At 59.7% G+C, this 22,581-nt stretch carries 22 protein-coding genes; 12 read left to right on the forward strand and 10 right to left on the reverse strand.

Annotation, left to right across the window (positions count from 1 at the left end; all coding sequences use genetic code 11):
* Positions 1-64: 64 nt before the first annotated feature.
* The 4 genes from hslU to BM155_RS05835 all read right to left on the reverse strand — a co-directional run bounded on the left by hslU (position 65) and on the right by BM155_RS05835 (position 5,223).
* Positions 65-1,387, reverse strand: a complete 1,323-nt coding sequence (gene hslU / locus BM155_RS05820; protein WP_067156793.1) for an ATP-dependent protease ATPase subunit HslU — start codon at positions 1,385-1,387, stop codon at positions 65-67.
* A gap of 46 nt (positions 1,388-1,433) precedes the next feature.
* Complete coding sequence (gene hslV / locus BM155_RS05825; RefSeq protein ID WP_067156795.1) at positions 1,434-1,973, reverse strand: ATP-dependent protease subunit HslV; 540 nt, start codon at positions 1,971-1,973, stop codon at positions 1,434-1,436.
* Positions 1,974-2,155: 182 nt separating this feature from the next.
* Positions 2,156-2,722, reverse strand: a complete 567-nt coding sequence (locus BM155_RS05830) for an SPOR domain-containing protein (protein ID WP_067156797.1) — start codon at positions 2,720-2,722, stop codon at positions 2,156-2,158.
* A gap of 194 nt (positions 2,723-2,916) precedes the next feature.
* Positions 2,917-5,223 carry a primosomal protein N' gene (locus BM155_RS05835; protein WP_254773140.1) on the reverse strand — a complete coding sequence of 769 codons (2,307 nt, stop codon included), beginning with the start codon at positions 5,221-5,223 and terminating at the stop codon, positions 2,917-2,919.
* Positions 5,224-5,384: 161 nt separating this feature from the next.
* Between BM155_RS05835 and rpmE the strand changes: the two genes are divergently transcribed.
* The 9 genes from rpmE (at position 5,385) to BM155_RS05880 (ending at position 12,682) form a co-directional block, all read left to right on the forward strand.
* The gene (gene rpmE / locus BM155_RS05840) at positions 5,385-5,600 is read left to right on the forward strand and encodes a 50S ribosomal protein L31 (RefSeq protein ID WP_067156799.1); all 216 of its coding nucleotides are present in this window, start codon (positions 5,385-5,387) and stop codon (positions 5,598-5,600) included.
* Positions 5,601-5,990: 390 nt separating this feature from the next.
* Positions 5,991-7,247 (forward strand): malic enzyme-like NAD(P)-binding protein, encoded by a 1,257-nt coding sequence (locus BM155_RS05845; protein ID WP_067156801.1) that lies wholly within the window; start codon positions 5,991-5,993, stop codon positions 7,245-7,247.
* 155 nt (positions 7,248-7,402) lie between these two features.
* Entirely contained in the window at positions 7,403-7,849 is a 447-nt protein-coding gene (locus tag BM155_RS05850) for a hypothetical protein (RefSeq protein WP_067156807.1), read from the forward strand.
* 104 nt (positions 7,850-7,953) lie between these two features.
* Positions 7,954-9,537 carry a glutamate--cysteine ligase gene (gene gshA / locus BM155_RS05855; RefSeq protein WP_067156809.1) on the forward strand — a complete coding sequence of 528 codons (1,584 nt, stop codon included), beginning with the start codon at positions 7,954-7,956 and terminating at the stop codon, positions 9,535-9,537.
* Between the two features lie 39 nt (positions 9,538-9,576).
* Positions 9,577-10,173: an acyl carrier protein phosphodiesterase gene (locus tag BM155_RS05860; protein ID WP_067156813.1), complete on the forward strand. Its 597-nt coding sequence runs from the start codon at positions 9,577-9,579 to the stop codon at positions 10,171-10,173.
* Between the two features lie 20 nt (positions 10,174-10,193).
* Complete coding sequence (locus tag BM155_RS05865; protein WP_067156815.1) at positions 10,194-10,685, forward strand: disulfide bond formation protein B; 492 nt, start codon at positions 10,194-10,196, stop codon at positions 10,683-10,685.
* Positions 10,686-10,730: 45 nt separating this feature from the next.
* Positions 10,731-11,129, forward strand: a complete 399-nt coding sequence (locus BM155_RS05870; protein WP_083421097.1) for a CidA/LrgA family protein — start codon at positions 10,731-10,733, stop codon at positions 11,127-11,129.
* The gene (locus tag BM155_RS05875; protein ID WP_074901685.1) at positions 11,122-11,808 is read left to right on the forward strand and encodes an LrgB family protein; all 687 of its coding nucleotides are present in this window, start codon (positions 11,122-11,124) and stop codon (positions 11,806-11,808) included. Before BM155_RS05870 ends, BM155_RS05875 begins: the two co-directional genes overlap by 8 nt.
* Positions 11,809-12,214: 406 nt before the next feature.
* Positions 12,215-12,682 (forward strand): Rsd/AlgQ family anti-sigma factor, encoded by a 468-nt coding sequence (locus tag BM155_RS05880; protein WP_067156822.1) that lies wholly within the window; start codon positions 12,215-12,217, stop codon positions 12,680-12,682.
* A gap of 110 nt (positions 12,683-12,792) precedes the next feature.
* On the opposite strand, the gene bamJ is transcribed toward BM155_RS05880, so the two are convergent.
* Positions 12,793-13,563: a BamJ family beta-barrel-assembly machinery protein gene (gene bamJ, locus BM155_RS05885; protein WP_067158168.1), complete on the reverse strand. Its 771-nt coding sequence runs from the start codon at positions 13,561-13,563 to the stop codon at positions 12,793-12,795.
* Positions 13,564-14,028: 465 nt separating this feature from the next.
* Between bamJ and BM155_RS05890 the strand changes: the two genes are divergently transcribed.
* The gene (locus tag BM155_RS05890; RefSeq protein WP_074901688.1) at positions 14,029-14,949 is read left to right on the forward strand and encodes a hypothetical protein; all 921 of its coding nucleotides are present in this window, start codon (positions 14,029-14,031) and stop codon (positions 14,947-14,949) included.
* A 212-nt stretch (positions 14,950-15,161) separates the two neighbouring features.
* Here BM155_RS05890 and BM155_RS05895 read toward each other — a convergent pair whose 3' ends face one another.
* On the reverse strand, positions 15,162-15,659 hold the full coding sequence (locus BM155_RS05895; RefSeq protein ID WP_067156828.1) for a TIGR02444 family protein: 498 nt from the start codon (positions 15,657-15,659) through the stop codon (positions 15,162-15,164).
* 227 nt (positions 15,660-15,886) lie between these two features.
* Between BM155_RS05895 and BM155_RS05900 the strand changes: the two genes are divergently transcribed.
* The gene (locus tag BM155_RS05900) at positions 15,887-17,797 is read left to right on the forward strand and encodes an ATP-binding cassette domain-containing protein (RefSeq protein ID WP_074901691.1); all 1,911 of its coding nucleotides are present in this window, start codon (positions 15,887-15,889) and stop codon (positions 17,795-17,797) included.
* Between the two features lie 35 nt (positions 17,798-17,832).
* Here BM155_RS05900 and BM155_RS05905 read toward each other — a convergent pair whose 3' ends face one another.
* The gene (locus BM155_RS05905) at positions 17,833-18,624 is read right to left on the reverse strand and encodes an outer membrane beta-barrel protein (protein ID WP_074901693.1); all 792 of its coding nucleotides are present in this window, start codon (positions 18,622-18,624) and stop codon (positions 17,833-17,835) included.
* 203 nt (positions 18,625-18,827) lie between these two features.
* On the opposite strand from BM155_RS05905, the gene BM155_RS05910 reads away from it, so the two are divergent.
* Positions 18,828-20,249: a DUF1254 domain-containing protein gene (locus tag BM155_RS05910; RefSeq protein ID WP_083421098.1), complete on the forward strand. Its 1,422-nt coding sequence runs from the start codon at positions 18,828-18,830 to the stop codon at positions 20,247-20,249.
* Here the strand turns inward: BM155_RS05910 and trmB are convergent.
* From trmB to rpoH, 3 genes are all read right to left on the reverse strand, one after another.
* Positions 20,242-20,958 (reverse strand): tRNA (guanosine(46)-N7)-methyltransferase TrmB, encoded by a 717-nt coding sequence (gene trmB / locus BM155_RS05915; RefSeq protein WP_067156834.1) that lies wholly within the window; start codon positions 20,956-20,958, stop codon positions 20,242-20,244. The genes BM155_RS05910 and trmB overlap by 8 nt on opposite strands.
* Positions 20,959-20,999: 41 nt before the next feature.
* Positions 21,000-21,395, reverse strand: a complete 396-nt coding sequence (locus BM155_RS05920) for a DUF423 domain-containing protein (RefSeq protein ID WP_074901694.1) — start codon at positions 21,393-21,395, stop codon at positions 21,000-21,002.
* 142 nt (positions 21,396-21,537) lie between these two features.
* Positions 21,538-22,392 (reverse strand): RNA polymerase sigma factor RpoH, encoded by an 855-nt coding sequence (gene rpoH / locus BM155_RS05925; protein ID WP_067156839.1) that lies wholly within the window; start codon positions 22,390-22,392, stop codon positions 21,538-21,540.
* Positions 22,393-22,581 lie beyond the last annotated feature (189 nt).

Consider the following 22,581-nt stretch of genomic DNA (forward strand, 5'->3'; position numbering starts at 1 on the left):
CCTGTCGTATCGGTGAGCGGCCCCCGGGACACACCTGGGGGCCTGTTTGCCACGGAGGATGCGCTTAAAGAATAAAACGCGAAAGGTCTTCGTTCTGGCTCAGTTCGCCCAAGTGGCTGTCCACATAGGCGGCGTCTATGGTGATGGACTTTTCGCCTTCTCCGGCGTCGAAGGAAATCTCCTCCAGCAGCCGCTCCAGCACCGTGTGCAGGCGGCGCGCACCGATGTTTTCTGTGCGTTCGTTCACTTCGTAGGCGACTTCGGCAATGCGCCGGATGCCGTCGTCGGAAAATTCCAACTGCATCCCTTCAGTGGCCATCAGTGCCTTGTGCTGCTCGGTCAGCGACGCCTTGGGCTCGGTGAGAATGCGCTGGAAGTCGCCGGAAGTCAGCGAGCTCAACTCCACCCGAATCGGCAGGCGGCCCTGTAATTCCGGGATCAGATCTGACGGTTTGGACAGATGGAAGGCACCGGAGGCGATAAACAAAATGTGATCCGTTTTGATCATGCCGTATTTGGTGGTAACGGTGCAGCCTTCGATCAACGGCAGCAGGTCGCGCTGCACGCCCTCGCGAGAGACATCGGCGCCGCCGCCCTCCTGGCGCTTGGCGATCTTGTCCACTTCGTCGATAAAGACAATGCCGTTTTCCTCTGCGGACTGGATGGCGCGGGCTTTGACCTCGTCGTCGTTGATCAGCTTGGCCGCCTCTTCGTTGGTCAGCTGTTTCAGCGCCTGCTTCACCTTGATTTTGCGCTTGCGCGTACGGCTCTGGGCCATATTGGAGAAAATACCCTGCAGCTGGCTGGTCATTTCCTCCATGCCCGGAGGGGCCATGATTTCCACCCCCACGGGAGTAGCGGCCATTTCAATTTCTATCTCTTTGTCGTCCAGCTGTCCCTCGCGCAGTTTTTTGCGGAACAGCTGCCGTGTGTTGGATTCGTTGTCTCCGGGCTCAGTGGAGCGGGGGGGCGGCAGCAGGGCGTCGAGGATACGCTCCTCGGCGGCGTCCATGGCGCTCTGGCGGACGCCGTTCATCGCGCGCTCGCGTTCCAGCTTTACCGCGGTCTCCACCAGGTCACGCACGATGGACTCCACGTCGCGGCCCACATAGCCCACCTCGGTAAATTTGGTCGCTTCCACTTTGATAAAGGGCGCACCGGCGAGACTGGCCAAACGGCGGGCTATCTCGGTTTTACCCACACCGGTAGGGCCGATCATCAGAATATTCTTCGGGGTGATTTCCCCGCGCAGTTCCTCACTCACCTGCATGCGCCGCCAGCGGTTGCGCAGCGCAATGGCCACGGCTCGCTTGGCGTCCTGTTGGCCGATGATATGGCGGTCGAGTTCGCGGACGATTTCGCGGGGGGTCATCTGGGATTGGGACATAGAAACTCTCGGCTCAAGTGCAATGGCTATCAAGCAGTTGCGCTTGTCAGTAACTCAATTCTTCAATGGTGTGATTCTGGTTGGTATAGACACAGATATCGCCGGCAATCTTCAGGCCCTGCTCGACAATAGCGCGCGCATCCATCTCGGTGTTGTCCAGCAACGCGCGAGCGGCGGCCTGGGCGTAGGGGCCACCGGATCCGATGGCGATCAGATCGTCCTCCGGCTGTATTACGTCGCCGTTGCCGGTAACGATTAAACTGGCGGTGGCGTCCGCTACCGCCAGCAGCGCCTCAAGGCGGCGCAAGGCGCGGTCGGTGCGCCAGTCCTTGGCCAGCTCCACAGCGGCGCGAGTCAACTTGCCGCCATGGGCCTCCAGCTTTGCCTCGAAGCGCTCAAACAGGGTGAAAGCGTCGGCGGTGCCACCGGCAAAACCGGCAAGTACCTTGTCTTTGTACAAACGGCGCACCTTGCGGGCGTTGCCCTTCATTATGGTGTTGCCCAGGGAGACCTGTCCGTCACCGCCGATGACAACTTTGCCATTGCGGCGGCAGGAGAGGATGGTGGTTCCGCGATACTGTTCCAATTGAACACCTCATGGCTGGCATTTGCGGGAGCGTTTCGGACCGCCCCCGCAAAGAATTTGCTTGAAGCCCGATACATGAGGTCAGCGATGAGGAATTTCAACAGATGCCGCCGCCATGCGCTTTATCGCTGGCGCAAGGGCGGCGTTCTCGTCAGCCTGAAGGTGAACTAGCCAGAAGCCGTCTATCGCGCCGGGCGCTTGAGCACCAGGGGCATCAGCTTGTGATCGGCGAGCACCTCGCGGGCCTTGGCCACCTGCGAGCGGCTTTTGTAGGGCCCTACCAGTACCCGGTGCCAGGTGCCGCGGTTGTCGCGGGCCGTCTCCACCTTCACATTCAGGTTGGCGAGCATCAGCTGGGCGCGCAGCCGATCCGCCTCTTTCGCGTCGCGGAAAGACGCGGCCTGCAGTATGTAGACGAGCTTGGGTTCTTCCTCGACGATTTTCCAGCGGGTTTCACTTTCGCTCTCTTCCGATTTGCGCCGCACCGGCTGCGCCGTTTTCGGCGGCGGCACAGCCACCTCGTTTTCCTTAAGCATCTTGTAGAAGTCGAAGCGCGGCTGCTCCGACTTTTCTTTCTGCTGCTCAGCCGGTGATTGGCGCGCAGCCGCGGCCGGTTTCTCGTCCTGCTTGAGGCCGTGCAGGAAAATCATGAAGACCACGAAGCCGCCGACAAAATTGCCCAGAACAAACCACACCCAGGCGGGTTTGCCTGAAGAAGTGCTGCGGCGGCGGGTGTTGCGACGGCTCATGAAGGTCTCTTCCGTACTGTTTTACACATACGTTCATTCGGCGGAAATTGTAACGCCATTCGAAGGGGAACCTCTGATTAATTCCCATGGGCGCTGTCTCTGTCCCCGGCGGCAGTGATACGCGTATACCATCTTCCGGGAATCTCATCGCCAGTGACGTATTCCCAAGAGCGGCCCAGCTTTGGGCTGCGCACTCAGGACAGCTCCTGTGCATCCATGTCGACCGCCCAGCGCAGGCGGCGGTTCTTGTAGCCTTCCGCCCACTGGCACAGGCGCGCGAGCAGCGGTTGCAGCTGGCCGCGCCGCTCGGCCGTCACCTGCACGTAGAAGCGGAAGCGGCCGGACTTTCGTTCCAGCAGTGCGGGCACCGGCCCCAGGTAAGACAACTGCGGCGACGGCGGTGCCAGCGCCTGCATTTGCGCCCGCGCCGCTTCGAGGAACTCCTCCGCCCATCTGGGTTCCTCGCACTCGGCGCGCACCAACGCCATTGCCCTGTGTGGGGGCAACTGTGCCACCGCCCGGTCGCGCAGTAACTGGCGGGCAAAGGCGCCATACCCCTTCTCCAGCAGCAGCTGCAACAGGGGGTGCTGGGGATAGCGGCTCTGCACCAACACCCGCCCCGGCAAATCACCGCGGCCGGCGCGGCCGGCCACCTGTTCCAGCAGTTGCCCCGTGCGCTCAGGGGCACGGAAATCGGCACTGAAGAGGCCGCCGTCGGCATCCTGGATAACCACCAGGGTGACCCTCGGCAAATGGTGGCCCTTGGCGAGCATCTGAGTTCCGAGTAACAGACAGGGCTCGCCCTCCCGCGCCGGCGCCAACAGCCGGTCCAGTGCCTGCTTGCTGGCAGTGGTATCGCGGTCGACGCGGATCACCGGGTAATCCGCAAAACGCTGTCCGAGCAGTTCCTCGCTGCGTTCGGTACCGCCACCCAGAGCGCTGAGCGAACGGCTGTGGCACTGAGGGCAGCTGTCCACCAGCGCCCTGCGGTAGTCGCAGTGGTGGCAGCGCAGCTGGCGAATGCGCCGGTGCATCGTCAGCTTGCTGGAACAGTGCGGACAGTCGGCCAGCCAGCCGCAGTCGTCACAGGCCAGCGCCGGTGCAAAACCGCGGCGGTTGATAAACACCAACACCTGCTCGCCCCGAGACAGAGTATCGCCAATATGACGCAATACTTGAGGAGTAAATCCTTCTTCCAGAGGCTGGCCTAAGGTCGGCACTATATGGATCTGGGGCGGGCGCGCATTGCCCGCGCGATTGCGCAGGCGCAAATGTTGGTAACGCCCGGTCAGTGCATTGTGCAGGCTCTCCAGGGAGGGCGTCGCCGAGCCCAGTAGTACCGGCGCGCCGGCATTGCGCCCCAGCACGACGGCCAGGTCGCGGGCGGAATAGCGCACCCCATCTTGCTGTTTAAAGGAGCCGTCGTGTTCCTCATCGACGATCACGGCGCCAAGACGGGGCAGGGGGGTCAGCACCGCTGAACGGGTGCCGATAACAATGTCCGCCTGACCCGCAGCCGCGGACAGCCAGGCCTGAGCGCGCTCACCCTCCGCCAGTCCCGAATGGAGCGCCGCGATACTGCGATCCGGAAAGCGCGCGGCGATGCGGCGCAGCGTCTGTGGTGTCAGACCAATCTCCGGCACCAACAGCAGGGCCTGTCGGCCCTCCGCAAGCACCCGCTCCATCAGGCGCAGGTAGACCTCGGTCTTGCCGCTGCCGGTGGTGCCCTCCAGCAGAGAGACGGTAAAGCGATCTGTGGGAATGGCCTCCAGTACCTGTTGCTGCTCCGGATTCAACTCCGGCGCAGGGCTGCTCTCGGCACTGGAAATGGGCGGAGGGACCGTGGGCCCGATCGAGCACTCCGCCAGGCCACGCTCTTCCAGGGCCCGTATTGTAGCGGTAGTGTGGCCCTGGGCCTTCAGCTGGGTGCGGCTCTGGGCGCCGCGCCGCAGTAACAGTTGCAGCAGGGCCTGCTGCCTGGGTGCCCTGGCCAGGGCCGATTCCGGCAGCCCCTTGCCTTCAACCGTCAGTTGCAGCCACTGTTCGGCCCAGTGATCCGCAGGCTTGCCCTTGCGCAAGGCCACGGGCAGGGCGGCGGCGTAGATTTCCCCCACCGGCGCCTGATAGTAGTCGGCGGCCCAGTGCAGAAAATCGCGGCTGGGGCCATCGAACAGTGGCTGCCGGTCGATCAGTTCCACCGCCGGCTTTAATTGCTCCAGCGGGGAATCGCTCACGATATCCACCAGCACCGCCACCAGTTTGCGGTTTGCGAAGGGCACCCACAGGCGCTGACCGGGTATCAGGTCGGACGGGGCCAACCCCTCTGGCGGCAGGTAGTCGAACAGACGCCGCAGCGGCACCGGCACCGCCATTCGCAGAATCACCGCTTTTGCGCCCTGGTCCGCCAACTGCCCCTCCCGCACTGCAAGCCCAAAAGCGGCATGATAGCAATTGCGCTCTGTTCCGGCTTCTCTTCCCCAGCGGATGCCGAGAGACAGCACACCCGGATTCCAGGGGCAAAATCCCCAGATTGTGCTTGAACCGCGGCGCTAATCTGATAGTATGCGCCGACTTTTTAAACAGCCCGGAGCCCCGGCTCCTGTACCAACGACGACTCCGTGCCCGGCAACAGATCGGGTGGCGGATTCGAAAAGAGGCCATCATGAAAGCAGATATCCATCCGAATTACAGCGAAATTACCGCGACCTGTTCCTGCGGCAATGTGATCAAAACCCGCTCTACCCTGGGCAAAGACATCCAGATCGATGTCTGCTCCCGCTGCCACCCCTTCTACACTGGCAAGCAGAAGCAGGCTACTACCGGCGGACGCGTGGATCGCTTCAAAAAGCGTTTCGGCAGCCGCATTTCCAGCAAGTAAGTCCCGCGCGCCATCTGGCGCGGCGACCCCAAAAAGCACCCTGGGTTTGCCCTCGGTGCTTTTTTTGTGCCCGGATGCCACTCCACCCCGTCACCACATGGTCAGCGAGCAATTTCCGCTGGGCTGACCGACTGCATAGACAAAGTCATCGAATTGAAGACAGCGCCTCGCCATGGCGCCACACTCGAAATATTTATCCCTAAACTATGCAAAATAGATCGCTATTCATTTCTTCATTTGCGAAATTCTTTATGCAATTTAGTAAGAATTGGCGGTCTAGATACTTTTTTCAACTTGTGGCGACAAGGCGCGCTCAGTTATTCTCTCCGCCCCGCAGTAACCAGGGAGATGCCCGCAGAGGTGTCCCCGCAGTATGAGACGATTTGAAAGATGACGGATTCCACGCGCCGCCAGGCAGCGCTCGACTACCACGCACTACCGACGCCCGGCAAGCTTTCGGTAGAAGTGACCACTCCCGCCCAAACCCAAGAGGACCTGTCCCTGGCGTACAGCCCCGGCGTCGCCGAGCCGGTGCACGAGATCGCCAAGGACCCGGAGGCGGCCTATCTCTACACCGGCAAGGGCAATCTGGTCGCCGTAATCTCCGACGGCAGCGCCATTCTCGGCCTCGGCAACCTTGGCCCGCTGGCATCCAAACCGGTGATGGAAGGCAAATCCCTGTTATTCAAACGCTTTGCCAACATCAATTCGGTGGATATCGAGGTGGACGCCAACAGCCCGGAGCAGTTTATCCAGACGGTGGCTTCCATTGCCGACACATTCGGTGGCATCAACCTGGAGGACATCAAGGCGCCCGAGTGCTTCCATATCGAGGAGACGCTGATCGAGCGTTGCCCCGTACCCGTCTTCCACGACGACCAGCACGGCACCGCCATAGTGACCGTGGCCGGCATGCTCAACGCACTGGAAATCCAGGGCAAACAGATAGAAGACGTGCGCATTGTCTGTCTCGGCGCCGGTGCGGCCGCCACTGCTTGCTGTAAGCTGCTGCTGGCCGCCGGGGCGCGCAAGGAACAAATCACCATGCTCGACAGCCGCGGCGTTATTCACGCCGGGCGCACCGATATCAATGCCTACAAAGGCGAATGGGCGCGGGACACGGAAATGCGCACCCTGGACGACGCCATAGAGGGCGCCGATGTCTTCCTCGGTGTGTCCGGCCCCAACCTGCTGTCCGCCGAACAGCTCGGGCGTATGGCGCCCAAGCCCGTGGTTTTCGCCTGCTCCAACCCCACCCCGGAAATCAAACCAGAGCTGGCCCACAGCGTGCGCGATGATCTGATTATGGCTACCGGCCGCTCCGACTATCCGAACCAGGTCAACAACGTACTCTGCTTTCCGTTCATCTTCCGCGGCGCCCTGGATGTGCGCGCCGTGCGGATCAACGAGGAGATGAAGCTGGCGGCCATAGACGCCATTCGCAGCATCGCCCGCGAGCCGGTACCGGATTCGGTGCGTGCAGCTTACGGGGGAGTGGAGCTCAGTTTCGGCCCCGACTATATTCTGCCGAAACCAACGGACCCACGCCTATTGCCGATCGTCGCCGCCGCCGTGGCCCGCGCGGCGGTGGACAGCGGCGCTGCGCGGCTCCCCTATCCGCAGCACTATCCTCTGCAACCGCTTTGAGGTTGGGGCGGTGACTGCCGCCCCCACTATGCGGACCGCAACAAAGCGGGCAGGCTCTGATGCCCGCCCCCGGTCCGACCGATCTCAGCCTTGAGCCACCCAGCTCCCGTCGCTACACTCCCCCCTTGTTACCAGCGATTAAAGTTTCCTGCCGCATGAGTCACGTCTACGTACTGACCAATCAGCACAAACAATTTCTGAGCAAGAGCAATGAATGGATCGACGGTCGGGATGTCGCCCGACTGTTTCGCAGCGAACACAAGGATGTCGCCATTAACCAGATGTTCGAAGCCAACACACGCGATGTGAGCCTGCGCATCGAACTGCTGGAGTGTGCGCTCAATGCCAAGGGGCATCCGCAGATACCTGAGGAGGCCCTGGGTGAACCGCCGGTGCTAGCGGATGCGGAGCAGGGGGATCCCGAAGTAACACCCGGGGGACCAGAAGAGGTACCACCCGGAAGCCACCCCGAGGTAAACCCGGAGCCAGCTCCGGAAGCCGAACCGCAGGAACCCCCGGAAGTTGCGCCGCAAGAAGCGCCGGAAATTCAACCCGGGCAGCCGGACGAAATGCGGAACCAAGCGGCTGAGACCGCAGGCTGACACCACCCGTTGATCGGGCGCGCGCCGCCCCCATATCGGCATCCACAGATATCCGTGCCAATTCCCCTGGAAGGGCGCGCAACCGCCAACACGAGGAGTTTTGAGTGCCCGTTTCCCATCTGGCCGCACTGGCACACCCGCAGACGCTGCAATTGCTCAAGGGCATTCGCCGCGGTATTGAAAAGGAAAGTCTGAGGGTCTCCCCGGACGGCGACCTGGCGCGCACCCCCCACGGCGCGGCGCTCGGATCGGCCCTGACCCACGACTGCATCACCACGGATTTTTCCGAGGCACTGCTGGAATTTATTACACCCCCGGTGGCCACGCCGGAGGAAGCGCTGCAGATTCTCGACCAAATCCACCGCTATACCTACAGCCAGATCGGCGACGAGCGCCTCTGGGTCAATTCCATGCCCTGCCGCATCGGCGCCAGCGAGGAGATCCCGGTGGCCCGCTACGGGCGCTCCCACAGCGGTACCATGAAGACCGTCTACCGCCTGGGCCTGGGATTGCGTTACGGGCGCGCCATGCAGACCATCGCCGGTATTCACTACAACTTTTCCCTGCCCGATACACTCTGGCAATGGCTGCACGAACACGAAGGCAGCAGCGAGGAACTGGGCGACTTCAAGACCCGCCGCTACTTCGACCTGATCCGCAACTTCCGCCGCCACTACTGGCTGCTGATCTACCTGTTTGGCGCCGCTCCCGCAGTGTGCGCATCTTTCGTCGAGGACCGCAGTCACAACCTGGAAGTATTCGACGCAAGCGGCCACACTCTATTCGCCCCCCACGCCACTTCCCTGCGTATGGGCGACCTGGGCTACAACAGCGAGGCGCAGCAATCGCTGATCGTCTGCTACAACGATCTGCCCAGCTATCTTTCCACCCTCTGCGCCGCCATCAGCCAGCCCTACGGTCCCTACCACGCTCTGGGAGTCAAGGACGCCGAAGGCAACTATCAGCAGCTGTCCACCGGACTGCTGCAAATTGAAAATGAGTTTTACTCCCCAATCCGCCCGAAGAATCCGGCCAGAATGGGCGAGACGGCACTGTCGGCACTGGATAACCGCGGTGTGGAGTACATCGAGGTGCGCTGCCTCGATCTCAATCCCTTCGCGCCACTGGGTATAGATGCGCCGCAGATGCGTTTCCTCGACAGCTTCCTCCTGCACTGCCTGCTCACTGAGAGTCCCAAGACTGACGAGGCCGACTATCGCGCCACCCAGGAGAACCAGGTGCGCATCGTCTATCGCGGCCGCGACCCGGAGTTACATCTGATCCACAACGGCGGCGAACGCAAACTGACAGACTGGGCCGCGTGCCTGCTGGATGAAATCGCCCCCATCGCCACACTGCTCGACAACGCCTGGCAGGGCGACAGCTACCAGCGCGCCCTGGAATCCCAGCGGGCCAAGGTCAGCGGCGCCGCACCGACCCCGGCAGCCCACATGCTGGCGGAAATGCGCAGCCGCGGACAAAGCTTCTTCCAGTGGGCCTCAGAAAAAGCGGAACAACACCGCCGCTATTTTGTCGAACGCCCTCTGGACGCGGACACCGAGCGCCACTTTGCCGAGCTGGCCGAAGCGTCATTGCAAAAACAGAAGCAAATTGAAGCCGCTGACCAGGGAACCTTCGAAGATTTTCTCGGCCACTACTATGCGCAGTACGTTTTCTGCCAACAGTAATACCGCTGTTTGGATGCCGGTATAAGACCCGGGGGTGTCGTGAACTATCTAGCCCACCTATTGCTGTCCGGCCCCGATCCGGACTGGCGCCTCGGCGGGCTGCTGGGGGACTTCGTCAAAGGCCCGCTCGAGGGTGGATTGCCCACGGCGGTGGAAGCCGGTATCCGCTTGCACCGCCGCATCGACGCCATCACTGACGACCACCCCGCCTACCGGGACGCCCGCAGCCACTTCGACAGCCGCTGGCGCCGCTACGCGGGTATCGTTTTGGATATCTGGTTCGATCACTTACTCAGCAGCCAGTGGCAACGCTGGCACCCGCAGCCGCTGGAAGACTTTTGTAATCAATGCTGGCGGGACTTTCACCTGCGCAACCGGTATATTCCGCCCCGCGCCCGCACATTTATCCGCCGCGCGGAAGAGGTCAACCTGTTCCAGAGCTATCGCGACGGGGGCGCTATTGCGCACACGCTCGAACATGTCGGGCGGCGGCTGCGCCGACCAATGCCGCTGCAGCAGGCACTGCCCGAACAAAAAGCGACACGGGATGCGCTGCAGAAAAACTTTGACAAACTGTTTGCCGATTTAACTCGCGAAGCCGCCCGGTTTCGACAGTGCTATCCAGCGAATAAATAAGTAGCAGGATCCGATAAACCATGAGCCTACCCAACCCACGTATCACCTTTTTTCTGATGTTTCTCGCCGTCGTCTTCCTATTGTCCGCGGCCTTCTACCTGGAATACGTGCGCGGACTGGAACCCTGCCCCCTGTGTATCACTCAGCGGGTAATGCTGCTGGGAGTCGGGTTGGTGTCTCTGATTGCCTGTCTGCACAACCCCGCCACCATCGGCCGCCGCTTCTACGGCCTGCTGGTATCCCTGTGGGCGATGGGTGGCCTGTATTTTTCCGGGCGCCAGATTTGGCTGCAAAATCTGCCGGAAGACCAGGTGCCGGCCTGTGGTCCCGGTATCAGCTACATGCTGGATGCCTTTCCCGTATCCGATGTGATCAGAACACTGCTCACTGGCGACGGCAACTGCGCGGAAGTCCAGTGGACTCTAATGGGGCTCAGCATCCCAGGCTGGGCGGCGGTCGGCTTCGCCGGGCTGATCCTTTTTGGCGGCTGGCAAGCGTTTCGCAAGCACTAAGGTGTTCCGGGCACCCGGTGTCCGGATCTATAGACGCTTTGTCACATGGATTCTTTTCGCGGTCCGCTCCAATCCCTGATGCAATGGCTCGGTGGCGCAGCAGTTCTGCTGATCTGCGATTTCGCCGGCCGCCAGATCAGCCAGGTGCTCACCCTGCCGGTGCCCGGCTCCGTGGTAGGCATGCTGGTGTTGCTGCTCGGACTGATGCTCTACGGCCGGGTACCGCGGGGGCTGGCAGTGGTCAGCGGGCAGTTGCTGCGCCTGCTGGCACTGCTGTTCCTGCCCGCCGCCGTGGGGGTCTTTTACCTAGAGGGGTTGTCGGTTAACGACTGGCTGGCACTGCTCGCGGCCCTTGTTATCGGCACCCTGATCAGTCTGGTGCTCTGCGCGCTGCTCATGCAAAAGCTGCTCGGCAAAGGTGACGGGGATTCCGCCGATGACTGACTTTCTACTCAGCCCCCTCTTCGCAATGCCCTTAAACCTCTGCGCCTTCCTGCTCGGCCTCGCTCTATACCGCCGCACCAACACGGCGCTATTGCACCCGATTGTCGGCGCCGGACTAATGGTAGCCGCAGTCTTGTGGAGTCTGGATATTCCCTATGATGCTTACCGTGAAGCGAGCGGTGTTCTATACGTATTGCTGGGGCCTGCGGTAGTGGCGCTGGCGGTGCCGGTAAAACAAAACCTGACCGTTGTCCGGCAGGCCGGCTGGCCTCTTGCGGTCACCATTGCGGTGGGCGCGCTGCTGGCTCCGATAACCGCCATGGGAATTGCCCTGATACTCGGTGCCACACAGACAGTACTCATGGCGCTCACCGGTAAGTCCATCACCACACCGATCGCCATGGCCCTGGCGGAAAAAATCCATACCGCCCAGAGCCTCGCCGCAGGCATCGCGGTGTTTACGGGGGTGGTGGGCGCAGTGGCCGGACCGCCTCTGCTAAACCGACTCAATATTCGCGATCATCGCGTCATTGGTATCGCTCTGGGTGTCAACGCCCACGCGGTCGGCACCGCCCGCGCGCTGGAAATCAGCGCACTCTGTGGAGCCTTTGCCGCCCTTGCCATGGGCCTCTGCGGGGCTCTGACCGCCATGGTACTGCCACTGCTGCTGTCTTCCTGACTGCCGCTTACGCGCAGCGACCTCGATTTTCAAAGGCATCCTGCATGCGCATTTCAATCCTTTAGCCATTTCTCTCACTGCCGATTTGGCGCGCATTGCGCCTCCAATCTTGCCGCAGGCGGGTGAATCTCCTATCTTGCCAAAGAGGCGTAAATTGCCTGTGAGCACAGAAAGCCTGAGGACCTTTGATTCACTCGCTCCCGGGGTCTAATTGCCCCGCCCCAGGATGGGAAACCCGGGTGATGGAATGCACATCTCGAAGCGCCGGATAAAGGGAAGTACCCACGCGCTTTTTCAGTGTCCATCCCATTGCCTGAGTGCCGGAAACCCATCACGGGGTTTAAGTGAACTAATCAGTTCCCCGGGTTTCATTAACGCAGTAACAGTAACAACAGGAAGCTTGGAGATGTTGGAAAATTGCAAATCAGCGCGGGAGCGTTGGGGTGGTGTGAGCGAGATTATTGATCGCTGGTTGCAGTCACGTCAGTCATTGCTGGTGCGCTTTTGCGGGCTGTCGGAGAAAAAGGATTTTACCGAGGGCGACAGGGAAGTAGAGGACAGTGTGCGCCATCTCTGCCAGCTGTTGGTGGACTACGTATCCGCGGGTCATTTCGAAGTCTACGAACAGCTGATCCGGGAGGGGCAGGCGTTTGGAGACAAACAGGGATTGGAGCAGGCGCGGCAGCTCTACAAGGAAATTGACCAGACCACTGACATCGCCGTGGATTTCAATGATAAGTATCAAGAGACTGACGATTTATCCAGCCTGGTGGAAGACTTGTCACAACTCGGTGAGGCATTGGAGCTCCGCTTCAGCTCCGAAGACCAGATGATTGCACTGTTGCATACAGCGCACAAAAACCAGCTGGCCTGAGAGGGATAAAACACAAAACCAGCCAAGCCATCTGGTTTAATTCCAGCACAGACACAATCAGAAAGGGCGATCCGAGGATCGCCCTTTCTTTTACAGCCTTGCGCTAACAGTTATTCCTGTTCCGCCGCTTTCTCTTCGCCGCTGTCTTGTTTCACATTGGCTTTGTGCAGCTCAACCTCGAATATCAGCGTCGCGTTGGGGCCGATCAGGCCGCCGGCGCCACCCGGGCCATAGGCCAGGTCGGAGGGAATATAGAGTTCCCACTTGGCGCCTTCTTTCATCAGTTGCAGCGCCTCAGTCCACCCCTTGATCACACCGTTAACCGGGAACTGCACCGGTTCACCGCGGGCATAGGAACTGTCAAACTCGGTACCGTCTATCAGAGTCCCTTTGTAGTCCACCTCTACAACACTATCCAGAGCCGGAGTATCGCCGCTGCCTTCGGTAATAACCTTGTACTGCAGTCCAGAATCAGTAGTGATCACGCCTTCTTTCTTGGCGTTTTCCTCGAGGAAAGCCTTACCCTCGGCGAGGTTCTTCTCTGCCTGCGCCTTGAACTCGGCTTCCTGCTTAGCCAGCATTTCCTGCTGTTTTGCTTGCATCTTCTCCTGGAATACTGCGACTACCTGCTGCTTGTCTTCGTCGGACAGGCGGGATTCGCGGCCCTTGGCCACATCGTCGAGCGCCATTAACACGACTTGCGGATCCAGCGTTACATCCTGGGATTCCAGGCGCTTGGCCATGTCCTCGGCGATGATGTAGCTGACCTTTTTCTCCTGGGTGTCCAGGGCGACCTCGGCGGCCTGCTTGGGTTCCTGTTTGTTACAGCCGGCCAGTGCGAGGCCCAGGGCAACTGCTGCAGCCAAAGGATATTTGTTCATGAGAGTTGTCTCTTTGTCCATTTTTGCATTTGTGATTCGCGCGCGGCTTGCGGGGCAGAGCCTCATTAAACCAAGCGGCTTCTCACGCAACCCCGGCCCCTGCTGCCCGCCGGGCCCTATGCATATCGCCAGCGCCCAGCAAGTCTAACCTATGGCAAGCCGCGGTGCATACCGACGCAATTCACATATCCGAGGCATCGTCGCTCCCCGATAGTTCCCCATCGAGTTGGCAAAAGTAACCAATACTCCGTTTTTTTCCGCGGCTGCGGCATACATTTTTCAAAAAAAGAGCGCTATTATCGACCTTCCACCGGTTGTTGCCGCGGATGCTCTCCAGTGGTCCGCCGCACCCGCGGCAACCGATCGATGCATTAGTCTGTGATAGCGGTGCCGACCGCACTAACCGCCGGGCGGGTGCACTGCCCGAGTGCACCGAATCGATAATAAACCTCAGGATATTTACTCATGGCTGCCAAACGAAAAGCTGTCAATCCGATCGCCGAGCTGGAAGCACAAATCGCCAAGCTAACCGCTCAACTGGATAAGGCCCGCGTCAAGCAGGTTACCGATGCCGGCAAGGCCGTGCAGAAGGCCCAAAAAGCGCTGGCCGCCGCCAAAGACAAACTCTCCAAGGCGAAGGCCAAACTCGCCGACGCCCGGGCCGCGGCAAAGACGCGCAAAACCGCGGCGGCCCAAAAACGCATCGACACCGCCAAGGCGAAAGTTGACACATTGGCCGACCAGCTGGAACAGGCGAAGGCCGCTCTGGCTGACGCCAAGCTGGCGGAAGCGAGTGCCAAACAGGAACTGAGTGCGGCCAACGCCGTGGCCAAGGCAGCGGCCAAGGTGGAAAAAGCCCTCGCGGGTGGCGCGACCAAACGCAAGGCGCGAGCGAAGACACCCGCCAAAAAGAAAGCGGCCACTAAAACCACAGCCAAAGCCGCGACCGGCGAGACCAAGAAAGCGGACAACGCGAAAACTCCAGCCAAAAAAGCGGCCACCAAAACCACAACCAAGAAAGCCGCGGGCGGCACAACCAAGAAAGCCGCAGCCAAAAAAGCCCCCGCAAAAAGGGCGGTAACCAGGAAAACCGCCACCGCGAAGACAGCGACGGCGACAACTGCCAAGCCGGAAGAAGTGAAAACCACAGCACCTGTGGAAAAGAAAACGGTGGAAAAAAAGGCTGCAGAGGAAAAACCGACTACAGCAGAGCCTGTCGAGAAAAAAGTGGAAACCGCGCCTGTTCTGGACACGCCACAGGAGAGCCGCCCCCTCGACGCCACCACACAGGTAGACAGCAAGCCGGCCGAAACACCTGCGCCGAGCATCACGCCGGTCACACCGGTCAACAGTCTCTTTAGTCCCGAGCGCTACGGCGACGAGTAAGTGCCGGTGGGAATATCGCTGGTTAATACAGAATCTTCTGATTCATTCGCTTCCTGGCGGTAAAGAGGTTCGAGGCCAGATGAGAAGCTCAGGTGATGGCAGAGACATTGCCAGTGCCCCGAACCAACCACAGTACGCAGGCGAATCAATCAGAGGTTTCACAGCCGCAGAGCCCAACACTTGCGTGTCTGCGCGCACAAACCAGAGGTTCCCTAAACGCGATTCGCCTTATAACTGTCTAACAGGCCCGCCCAGCGGGCCTGTTCTTTTTGCAGCAGACCATATTGCTGCCCCGCCAGCTCCAGCGCCGGCCGGTCTTCCGGCCAGCGCTCCGCGTGCAGTTTCCACAGCGCCGCCAGCTGGCGCTGCTCCAGTGTTTGTTCGTAGCGCTTGCAACGCTCATAGAGTCCCAGGCTGTAAGGCCGCAACCGTCCCAGCCAGCGGCGCAACCTGCGCACACTGGCAATGATGCGCCGCCGCGGTGCCAAACTGCGATCAGCCACACGCCAAATCTCCAGTGAGAGCCGTCGGCCACCGGCAGCGGCGTAACTGGCCCAGAGCAACAGACAGACGTCCGCCCCTTTGCGGTCCTGGCAATCCAGTAAAAACTCAGCGACGCCCGCGTGGCCGTAAAAACCCAGGCTGAATTGCCACAAAGGGTTGTTCAACGCACTGCCCGGGGCCGGCGATGGAGCTGTGGATGGTGTCACGTTAGAATCCCCACATTTGTAAATGGTTGGAGAACCTCAGATCAATTCGCTCCCGGGTCCAAGAATACTCTGCGACCATCCAGCAGTCGGGCACCCTTAAACCGATGGAGAACTTACGCGAATTGATCAGAGCACTCCTGCCCCCCGGTTCATATTACAGTCGGCGGAGACCGCCGCCATCGCATGAACCATTTTTAGCACCAGCTGGCACCAAGAGGTGATTTCCCTTGATCAATTTGCAAGGCGTCTCCCTGCAGCGGGGTGGGCGCGAGCTGCTTCAGCATGCGGACTGCCGCATTTTTCCCGGCCACAAAATGGGCATCATCGGCGCCAACGGCTGTGGCAAGTCTACGCTGTTCAAGCTGCTGCTGGGCCAATTGGAAAGCGACAGCGGCCATGTGGAAATACCCGCTGGCTGGCGCATCGCCCACATGGCTCAGGAAGTTGCAGCCAGCGGCCAATCGGCGCTGGACTACGTGCTGGACGGCGACACAGAATTGCGCCGGCTACAACAGGAACTGCAGCAGGCAGAAATTAGCGGCGACGGGCGCCGTCAGGCTGAGTTGCACGAGCAGCTGGCCGCAATCGACGGCTACTCCGGGCCAGCGCGCGCAGCGCAACTGCTCGACGGCCTCGGCTTTTCCCACGCGGATCAAAGCCGCCCCGTGAACAGTTTTTCCGGTGGCTGGCGCATCCGCCTCAACCTGGGGCGCGCACTGATGTGTCCGGCGGATCTGATGCTACTGGACGAGCCCACCAACCACTTGGATCTGGATGCGACTTTATGGCTTGAGCAATGGCTGCAACGTTTTCCCGGCACCTTGTTGGTCATATCCCACGACCGGGATTTTCTCGATGCAGTGGTGGACGGTATCGTCAGCTTTGAACAACAGAAGCTGGTCCTCTACAACGGCAACTACAGTGCTTTCGAACGCGCCCGTGCCGAGCGCCTGGCACAACAACAGGCTCAGTATGAGAAGCAGCAGGCGGAGCGGGCGCATATGGAAGACTTCGTGCGCCGCTTCCGCGCCAAGGCCAGCAAGGCCAAGCAGGCGCAGAGCCGTCTCAAGGCCCTGGACCGTATGGCCGCTATCGCGCCCGCCCATGTGGACTCCCCCTTCCGTTTCTCGCTGCCGGCGGCGGAAAAAAACTCAAACCCGCTGCTCGACCTGCGCGACGCCGATATCGGTTACGGCGACAATGCCGTTGTGCACAAAGTGCAACTGGGTATTCAACCGGGGCGGCGCATTGGCCTGCTGGGCCCCAATGGTGCCGGCAAATCAACGCTGATCAAAACCCTGGCCGGCGAACTGCCGCCGCTCAGTGGCAGTCGCCTGCAGGGGGAACACCTGGCTATCGGCTATTTCGCCCAGCATCAACTGGAAGCACTGGACGGCGATGCCTCGCCGCTGCTGCACTTACAGCGGCTCACACCGGAGGCGAGCGAACAGTCCCTGCGGGACTTTCTCGGCGGCTACGGTTTTTCCGGGGAGCGAGTATTCGAACGCGTTGCGGGATTTTCCGGTGGCGAGAAAGCGCGCCTGGCGTTGGCGATACTCGCCTGGCAGAAACCCAACCTGCTGCTGTTGGATGAACCCACTAACCACCTCGACCTGGAAATGCGCCACGCCCTGACCCTGGCACTGGCGGAGTTTCCCGGGGCCGTGATCCTGGTATCCCACGACCGGCACCTGCTTGCCAACACAGTGGATGAATTTATCCTCGTCAGCGACGGCAGGGCCGCCCCCTATGATGGCGACCTGGAAAACTACAAACAATGGCTGCTGGGTTTCAACCGGGACAGGAAAAAACGCGAATCCCGTGCAACAGAAACCACCGCTGCTGACAAAACAGCAGAGGATAAAAAGGCCCAGAGACGCGCCGCGGCGGCCCTGCGCGAACAGCTAAAACCGCTCACCAACAGGCTCAAAAGCATCGAGCAGCAGATGGCGCGCACAGAAAAGAGTCTGGCGGATTTGGAAAACCGGCTCGCCGATGAAAGCCTTTACAGCGGCGGGCAACAGGAGGAAATTGCGCGCTTGAACCGCGAACAGTCACAGCAACGCAAGGAATTGGAAGACCTAGAGATGGAGTGGCTGGAAGTTTCCGAACAACTGGAGGCGGCGCGCGCGGAATAGCAACACCCGCCCCCTGCAGCGGAATACACCTTGCGCTAACGGGGGCAGCCGCTTTCGTCTACCGCAGTGCCAAAGGGTGTAGTGGGGCACTGATCCAAATAGTTCGGCACCCCATCGCGATCGGAATCGACCGGACAACCGTCACCGCCTACAGGAGTGCCCGGTGGCGTCTGCGGACACTGATCCATCTCATCAAAGACACCGTCAGCGTCCGTATCCCGCCAACCAAGCGGATATTCGCTCCACTGATAACCGATAGCCAGGCTGACAAAACCGTCCAGACCACCTTCTTCAACCCCCTGAAAAGCGCGCGCATCAGCCCGCGCCTGCCATCGCGGACCCAACCGGTATTTGACGCCCAGCCCCAGGTTGACCATCGTCTGGCGATCGTGCCAGTCGTAAGTGTTATCGGCGGAATCATCGAAGTCGACACGGATTTCTCCAGCACCAAAGGCCACATAGGGCTGCCAGCAGAAGTTGCCGCAAAACTGGCCGCCAAACTGATAGAAGAGATCCAGGTGGTAGTTATAGACATCGACCTTTTCATCGATGTCTTTCACGCTCACACTGAAATAATCGACTACCCCTTCCATCGCCCAGCGATCGGTGATCATAAATCCGTAACCGACACCGCCACCGGTGGTGTTTTCCAGTTCCAGCCCTTTGAAAGGTGTGCCGTCCAACCGGTCCCCGTCGAACCAATACTTGCCTCCATTCAGATACAAGGTCGCCGTTCCCGCAAGATCCGCCCAGGCCCCCGCACTGCACAGGCAGGACAACAGAAGAACGCTTAAGGGAAATGGAAAGAGCTGGCGGCGTTTTGTCATTGTGTGCTCCGGAAGGTCCTTTTACCGGCGGTCTGATTGAAGATAGCAGACAGCAGAAGTTGTCGGGAACGCGCTGCTATGCTGCAAGGAGTATGGTCGCGGCTGGACTCGCGTACGCCGCGGGAAGCCCGGTAATCGGCCACTCCACCATCCGTGATCATCAATTCCCGACAGGCTCTGATCTCGCAACAGGAGTTCTTGCTATGAAAAACGCCCGCTTTCCGGGTCGCAATCTGGCACTGGCTGTCGCCCTGGTCTGCGCTGCGCTCGGCCCTATTCACTTATTTGCGCAGTCTCTCTCCGCCGATGAGGCAAAATCCATTGCCGTGGACGCCTATATCTACGGCTATCCGCTGGTCACTATGGAAATGACCCGGAGGGTCATGACCAATGTCGCCACACCGGAGGGAAGCCGCGCGCCCATGGGGCAATTCGCGCGCCTGCGGAAATATCCCACGGCCGCTTTCCGCGATGTCACCACCCCCAATGCCGACACCCTCTATACCATCGCCTGGATCGATGTGGGCCGAGAACCCTGGATCTTGCAACTGCCCGATACACACGGGCGATACTATTTGTTTCCGATGTTGGACGCTTGGACCAATGTTTTCAAAGCCCCCGGCAAACGCACCACTGGTACAGGCGCACAGACCTATGCCATCACCGGGCCCGGATGGAAGGGCGCACTGCCCGAAGGAATCACCCCCTATGAATCGCCCACCGCCATCGTCTGGCTGCTGGGCCGCATCTATTCCAGCGGCACACCGGAAGACTATGCCAAAGTGCATAAAATACAGGATGAAATATCCATAGTTCCTCTAAGCGCCTACGGCAAAAACTACACACCGCCGCGCGCCCAGGTAAATCCCACTATCGATATGAAGACCCCGGTACGCACCCAGGTCAATCGGATGGGCACCAGCGACTTTTTCAATCTGCTGGCGAAACTGATGAAAGACAATCCTCCAGCCGCCACCGACGCCCCCATGATCGCAAAGATGGCAAAACTCGGGATAACGCCCGGCGAGCCCTTTGCCCTCGACAAGCTTGCCCCGGATATTCAAGAAGCACTGCGGGACGTGCCCAAAGTCGCCTTTGAAAAGATCCTTGCGCACTTCAAATCGGCAGGCAGAGAAATCAACGGTTGGATGGTCACTACCGAGACCGGCCGCTACGGCACCGATTATTTGCAGCGTGCATTTATCACCGCCATGGGACTGGGCGCCAATCTGCCACAGGACGCTGTCTATCCGAGTTCCAGCCAAGACGCAGAGGGCAAACCCTTCTCAGGTGCGAACCAATATGTGATGCACTTTGCCAAGGGACAGATGCCGCCGGTCAACGGATTCTGGTCGCTGACCATGTACAACGAACAAAATTTTTTCGTTGACAATCCGCTGCACCGCTACACGCTGAGCCCCCGGGACCGCCTGAAGAAAAACCCGGATGGGTCCCTGGATCTCTATATCCAACATGAAAACCCCGGCCCGGAAAAAGCGTCCAACTGGCTGCCGGCACCGAAGGGTAAATTCAATCTGGTTCTACGCCTTTACTGGCCTGCGGAGAAACCTCCATCAGTTATCGATGGAAGCTGGAATCCGCCACCGGTAAAAAAGGTCAAATAGCTTTATAAAGCAGATCCCAGACGCCGTGGCCTAGACGCTGGCCGCGGCGTTCGAATTTGGTTTCCGGACGAAATGCCGGCCGCTCTGAATAGTTGCCGCTGCCGGCGATATTTTCCAGTTGCGGCTCGGCCTCCAGCACTTCCAGCATATGCTCGGCGTAATTTTCCCAGTCGGTGGCCATATGCAACAGACCCCCTGCCTTCAGCTTGCTGCGAATCAGACGCACGAATTCCGGCTGCACTATGCGTCGCTTGTGATGCTTTTTCTTATGCCAGGGATCGGGGAAATAAAGTTGAAAGCGGTCCAGTAAAGCGTCGCCGATACAGTCGTTCAAGACATCCACCGCATCGGCCATATAGACGCGCAGATTTTCGATGCCGGCTTTGCCGGCGTTGTTGATCAGCCGACCGACGCCAGGTGGGTGCACTTCGATACCGATAAAGTCCTTGTCCGGCTCCGCCGCCGCCATGGCCAGCAGGGAATCCCCCATACCGAAACCGATTTCCAGCACCAGCGGCGCTTCGCGCCCGAATGTCTCTCTCGGATCTAACTGTCCTCCAAACAGAGACAAACCGTATTGGCCCCAGTAATTATCGAACGCCCGCCGTTGCCCCTCGGTCATGCGTCCGGCGCGGATCACATAACTACGGATGGACTTTTTCTTGTACTCGGTGCGGTAGGGAAAATCGCCCGCGGATTCATCGTGCATTATTCGCGACCTCTACTGCGAATTTTTTCTTGTATTCCGGTTTAACCGGCCCCGGAAAATTTATTTGGAAAACTCAATGCGGCGACAAACAGCGCCACCCAGCCACCGATCATCATCAACCCGCCCAGCGGCGTCATCGGGCCCAACCAACGAGGACCGCCCAAAGTGAGCCAGTAGAGGCTGCCGGAGAAAAACACAACCCCTATGGTGAAGAGGCCGCCGCTTACGTAAAGTGCTGTTTTTTCATTCCAGTGCTGCAGCAGCAGCGCCACACCAAACAGGGCCAGTGCGTGGATCATCTGGTATTGCACACCGGTTTTATATGCTTCCAGCAGATGCTCCGTCACTTTTCCCCGCAATCCGTGAGCGCCAAAAGCACCGAGTATTACACCGCTTCCACCGAGCAAAGCGGCGATCAGTAAATAGAGCCTTGCCATTGTTTTCCTCGCCTCTTCAACTTCCGGCACAGTTGTAGCGCGGCCATTTGCAGCTGGGCAAGCGGATTTCCTCTGCCGGACCAATAACCAAACAAAAAAACCGCGCTTGCGCGCGGTTTTTTACCGAGATCAGTGCGCTCGCTCAGGCTTCCATGGCCGCGCGCACTTTCTTCATTGCATTTTTTTCCAGCTGGCGGATACGCTCGGCGGAAACACCATATTTATCCGCCAACTCGTGCAGCGTGGCTTTTTCCTCAGACAGCCAGCGCGCCTGGATGATATCGCGGCTGCGATCGTCCAGCTGGTCCATGGCGGCGGCCAGACTGTTGAGGCTGGTCTCCTGCCAGTTGTCCTGCTCCAGCTGCGCGGCCGGATCGTAGCGGCGGTCTTCCAGATAATGAGCCGGCGCCTGCCAGGCGCTGTCTTCGTCATCATCAACACCGGCATCAAAAGCGGCATCGCGGGCGGCCAGGCGACCTTCCATCTCGTGCACCTGGGCTACGTCAACATTCAAATCCTCAGCTACCGCCTTGGCTTCATCATTGGTCAACCAGGCCAGCCTTTTCTTCTGACCACGCAAATTGAAAAACAGTTTGCGCTGAGCCTTGGTGGTGGCAATTTTGACGATGCGCCAGTTGCGCAGGATAAACTCGTGGATCTCTGCCTTGATCCAGTGCACCGCGAAGGATACCAGGCGCACACCCTTTTCCGGATTAAAGCGCTTGACCGCCTTCATCAGGCCGACATTGCCTTCCTGAATCAGGTCTGCCTGGTTCAGTCCGTATCCGGAATAAGACTTGGCGATATGCACTACGAAGCGCAGATGTGACAGCACCAACTGGCGCGCCGCATTCAAATCCTGTCGATAGTACAGATCTTCGGCCAGCCGCTTTTCCTCTTCGGCAGACAGGACTTCAAAGCTGCTGACCGTCTGGATATAGGCGTTGAGGTTGGCACCCGGAGACAGCATATCTACTGGCTGCAGGCTGGTTCCCATTCAGATCTCTCCTCTCGTATCTCACGTGCCGGATCTACCGGCGGCACCGCCCGTTCTGGCGGCGAATCAGGGTCAGTGTAGCACTTGCGCAAGTGGATAAGGAAGTCCGCAGGCAAGTGCCGCCATCGACCCAAAGCCGTGTCATTAGACGACTTATCCACAGGTGAGTTCCACGTCAGCAGTGCTTCA

Source organism: Microbulbifer thermotolerans (assembly GCF_900112305.1).
GTDB lineage: Bacteria > Pseudomonadota > Gammaproteobacteria > Pseudomonadales > Cellvibrionaceae > Microbulbifer > Microbulbifer thermotolerans.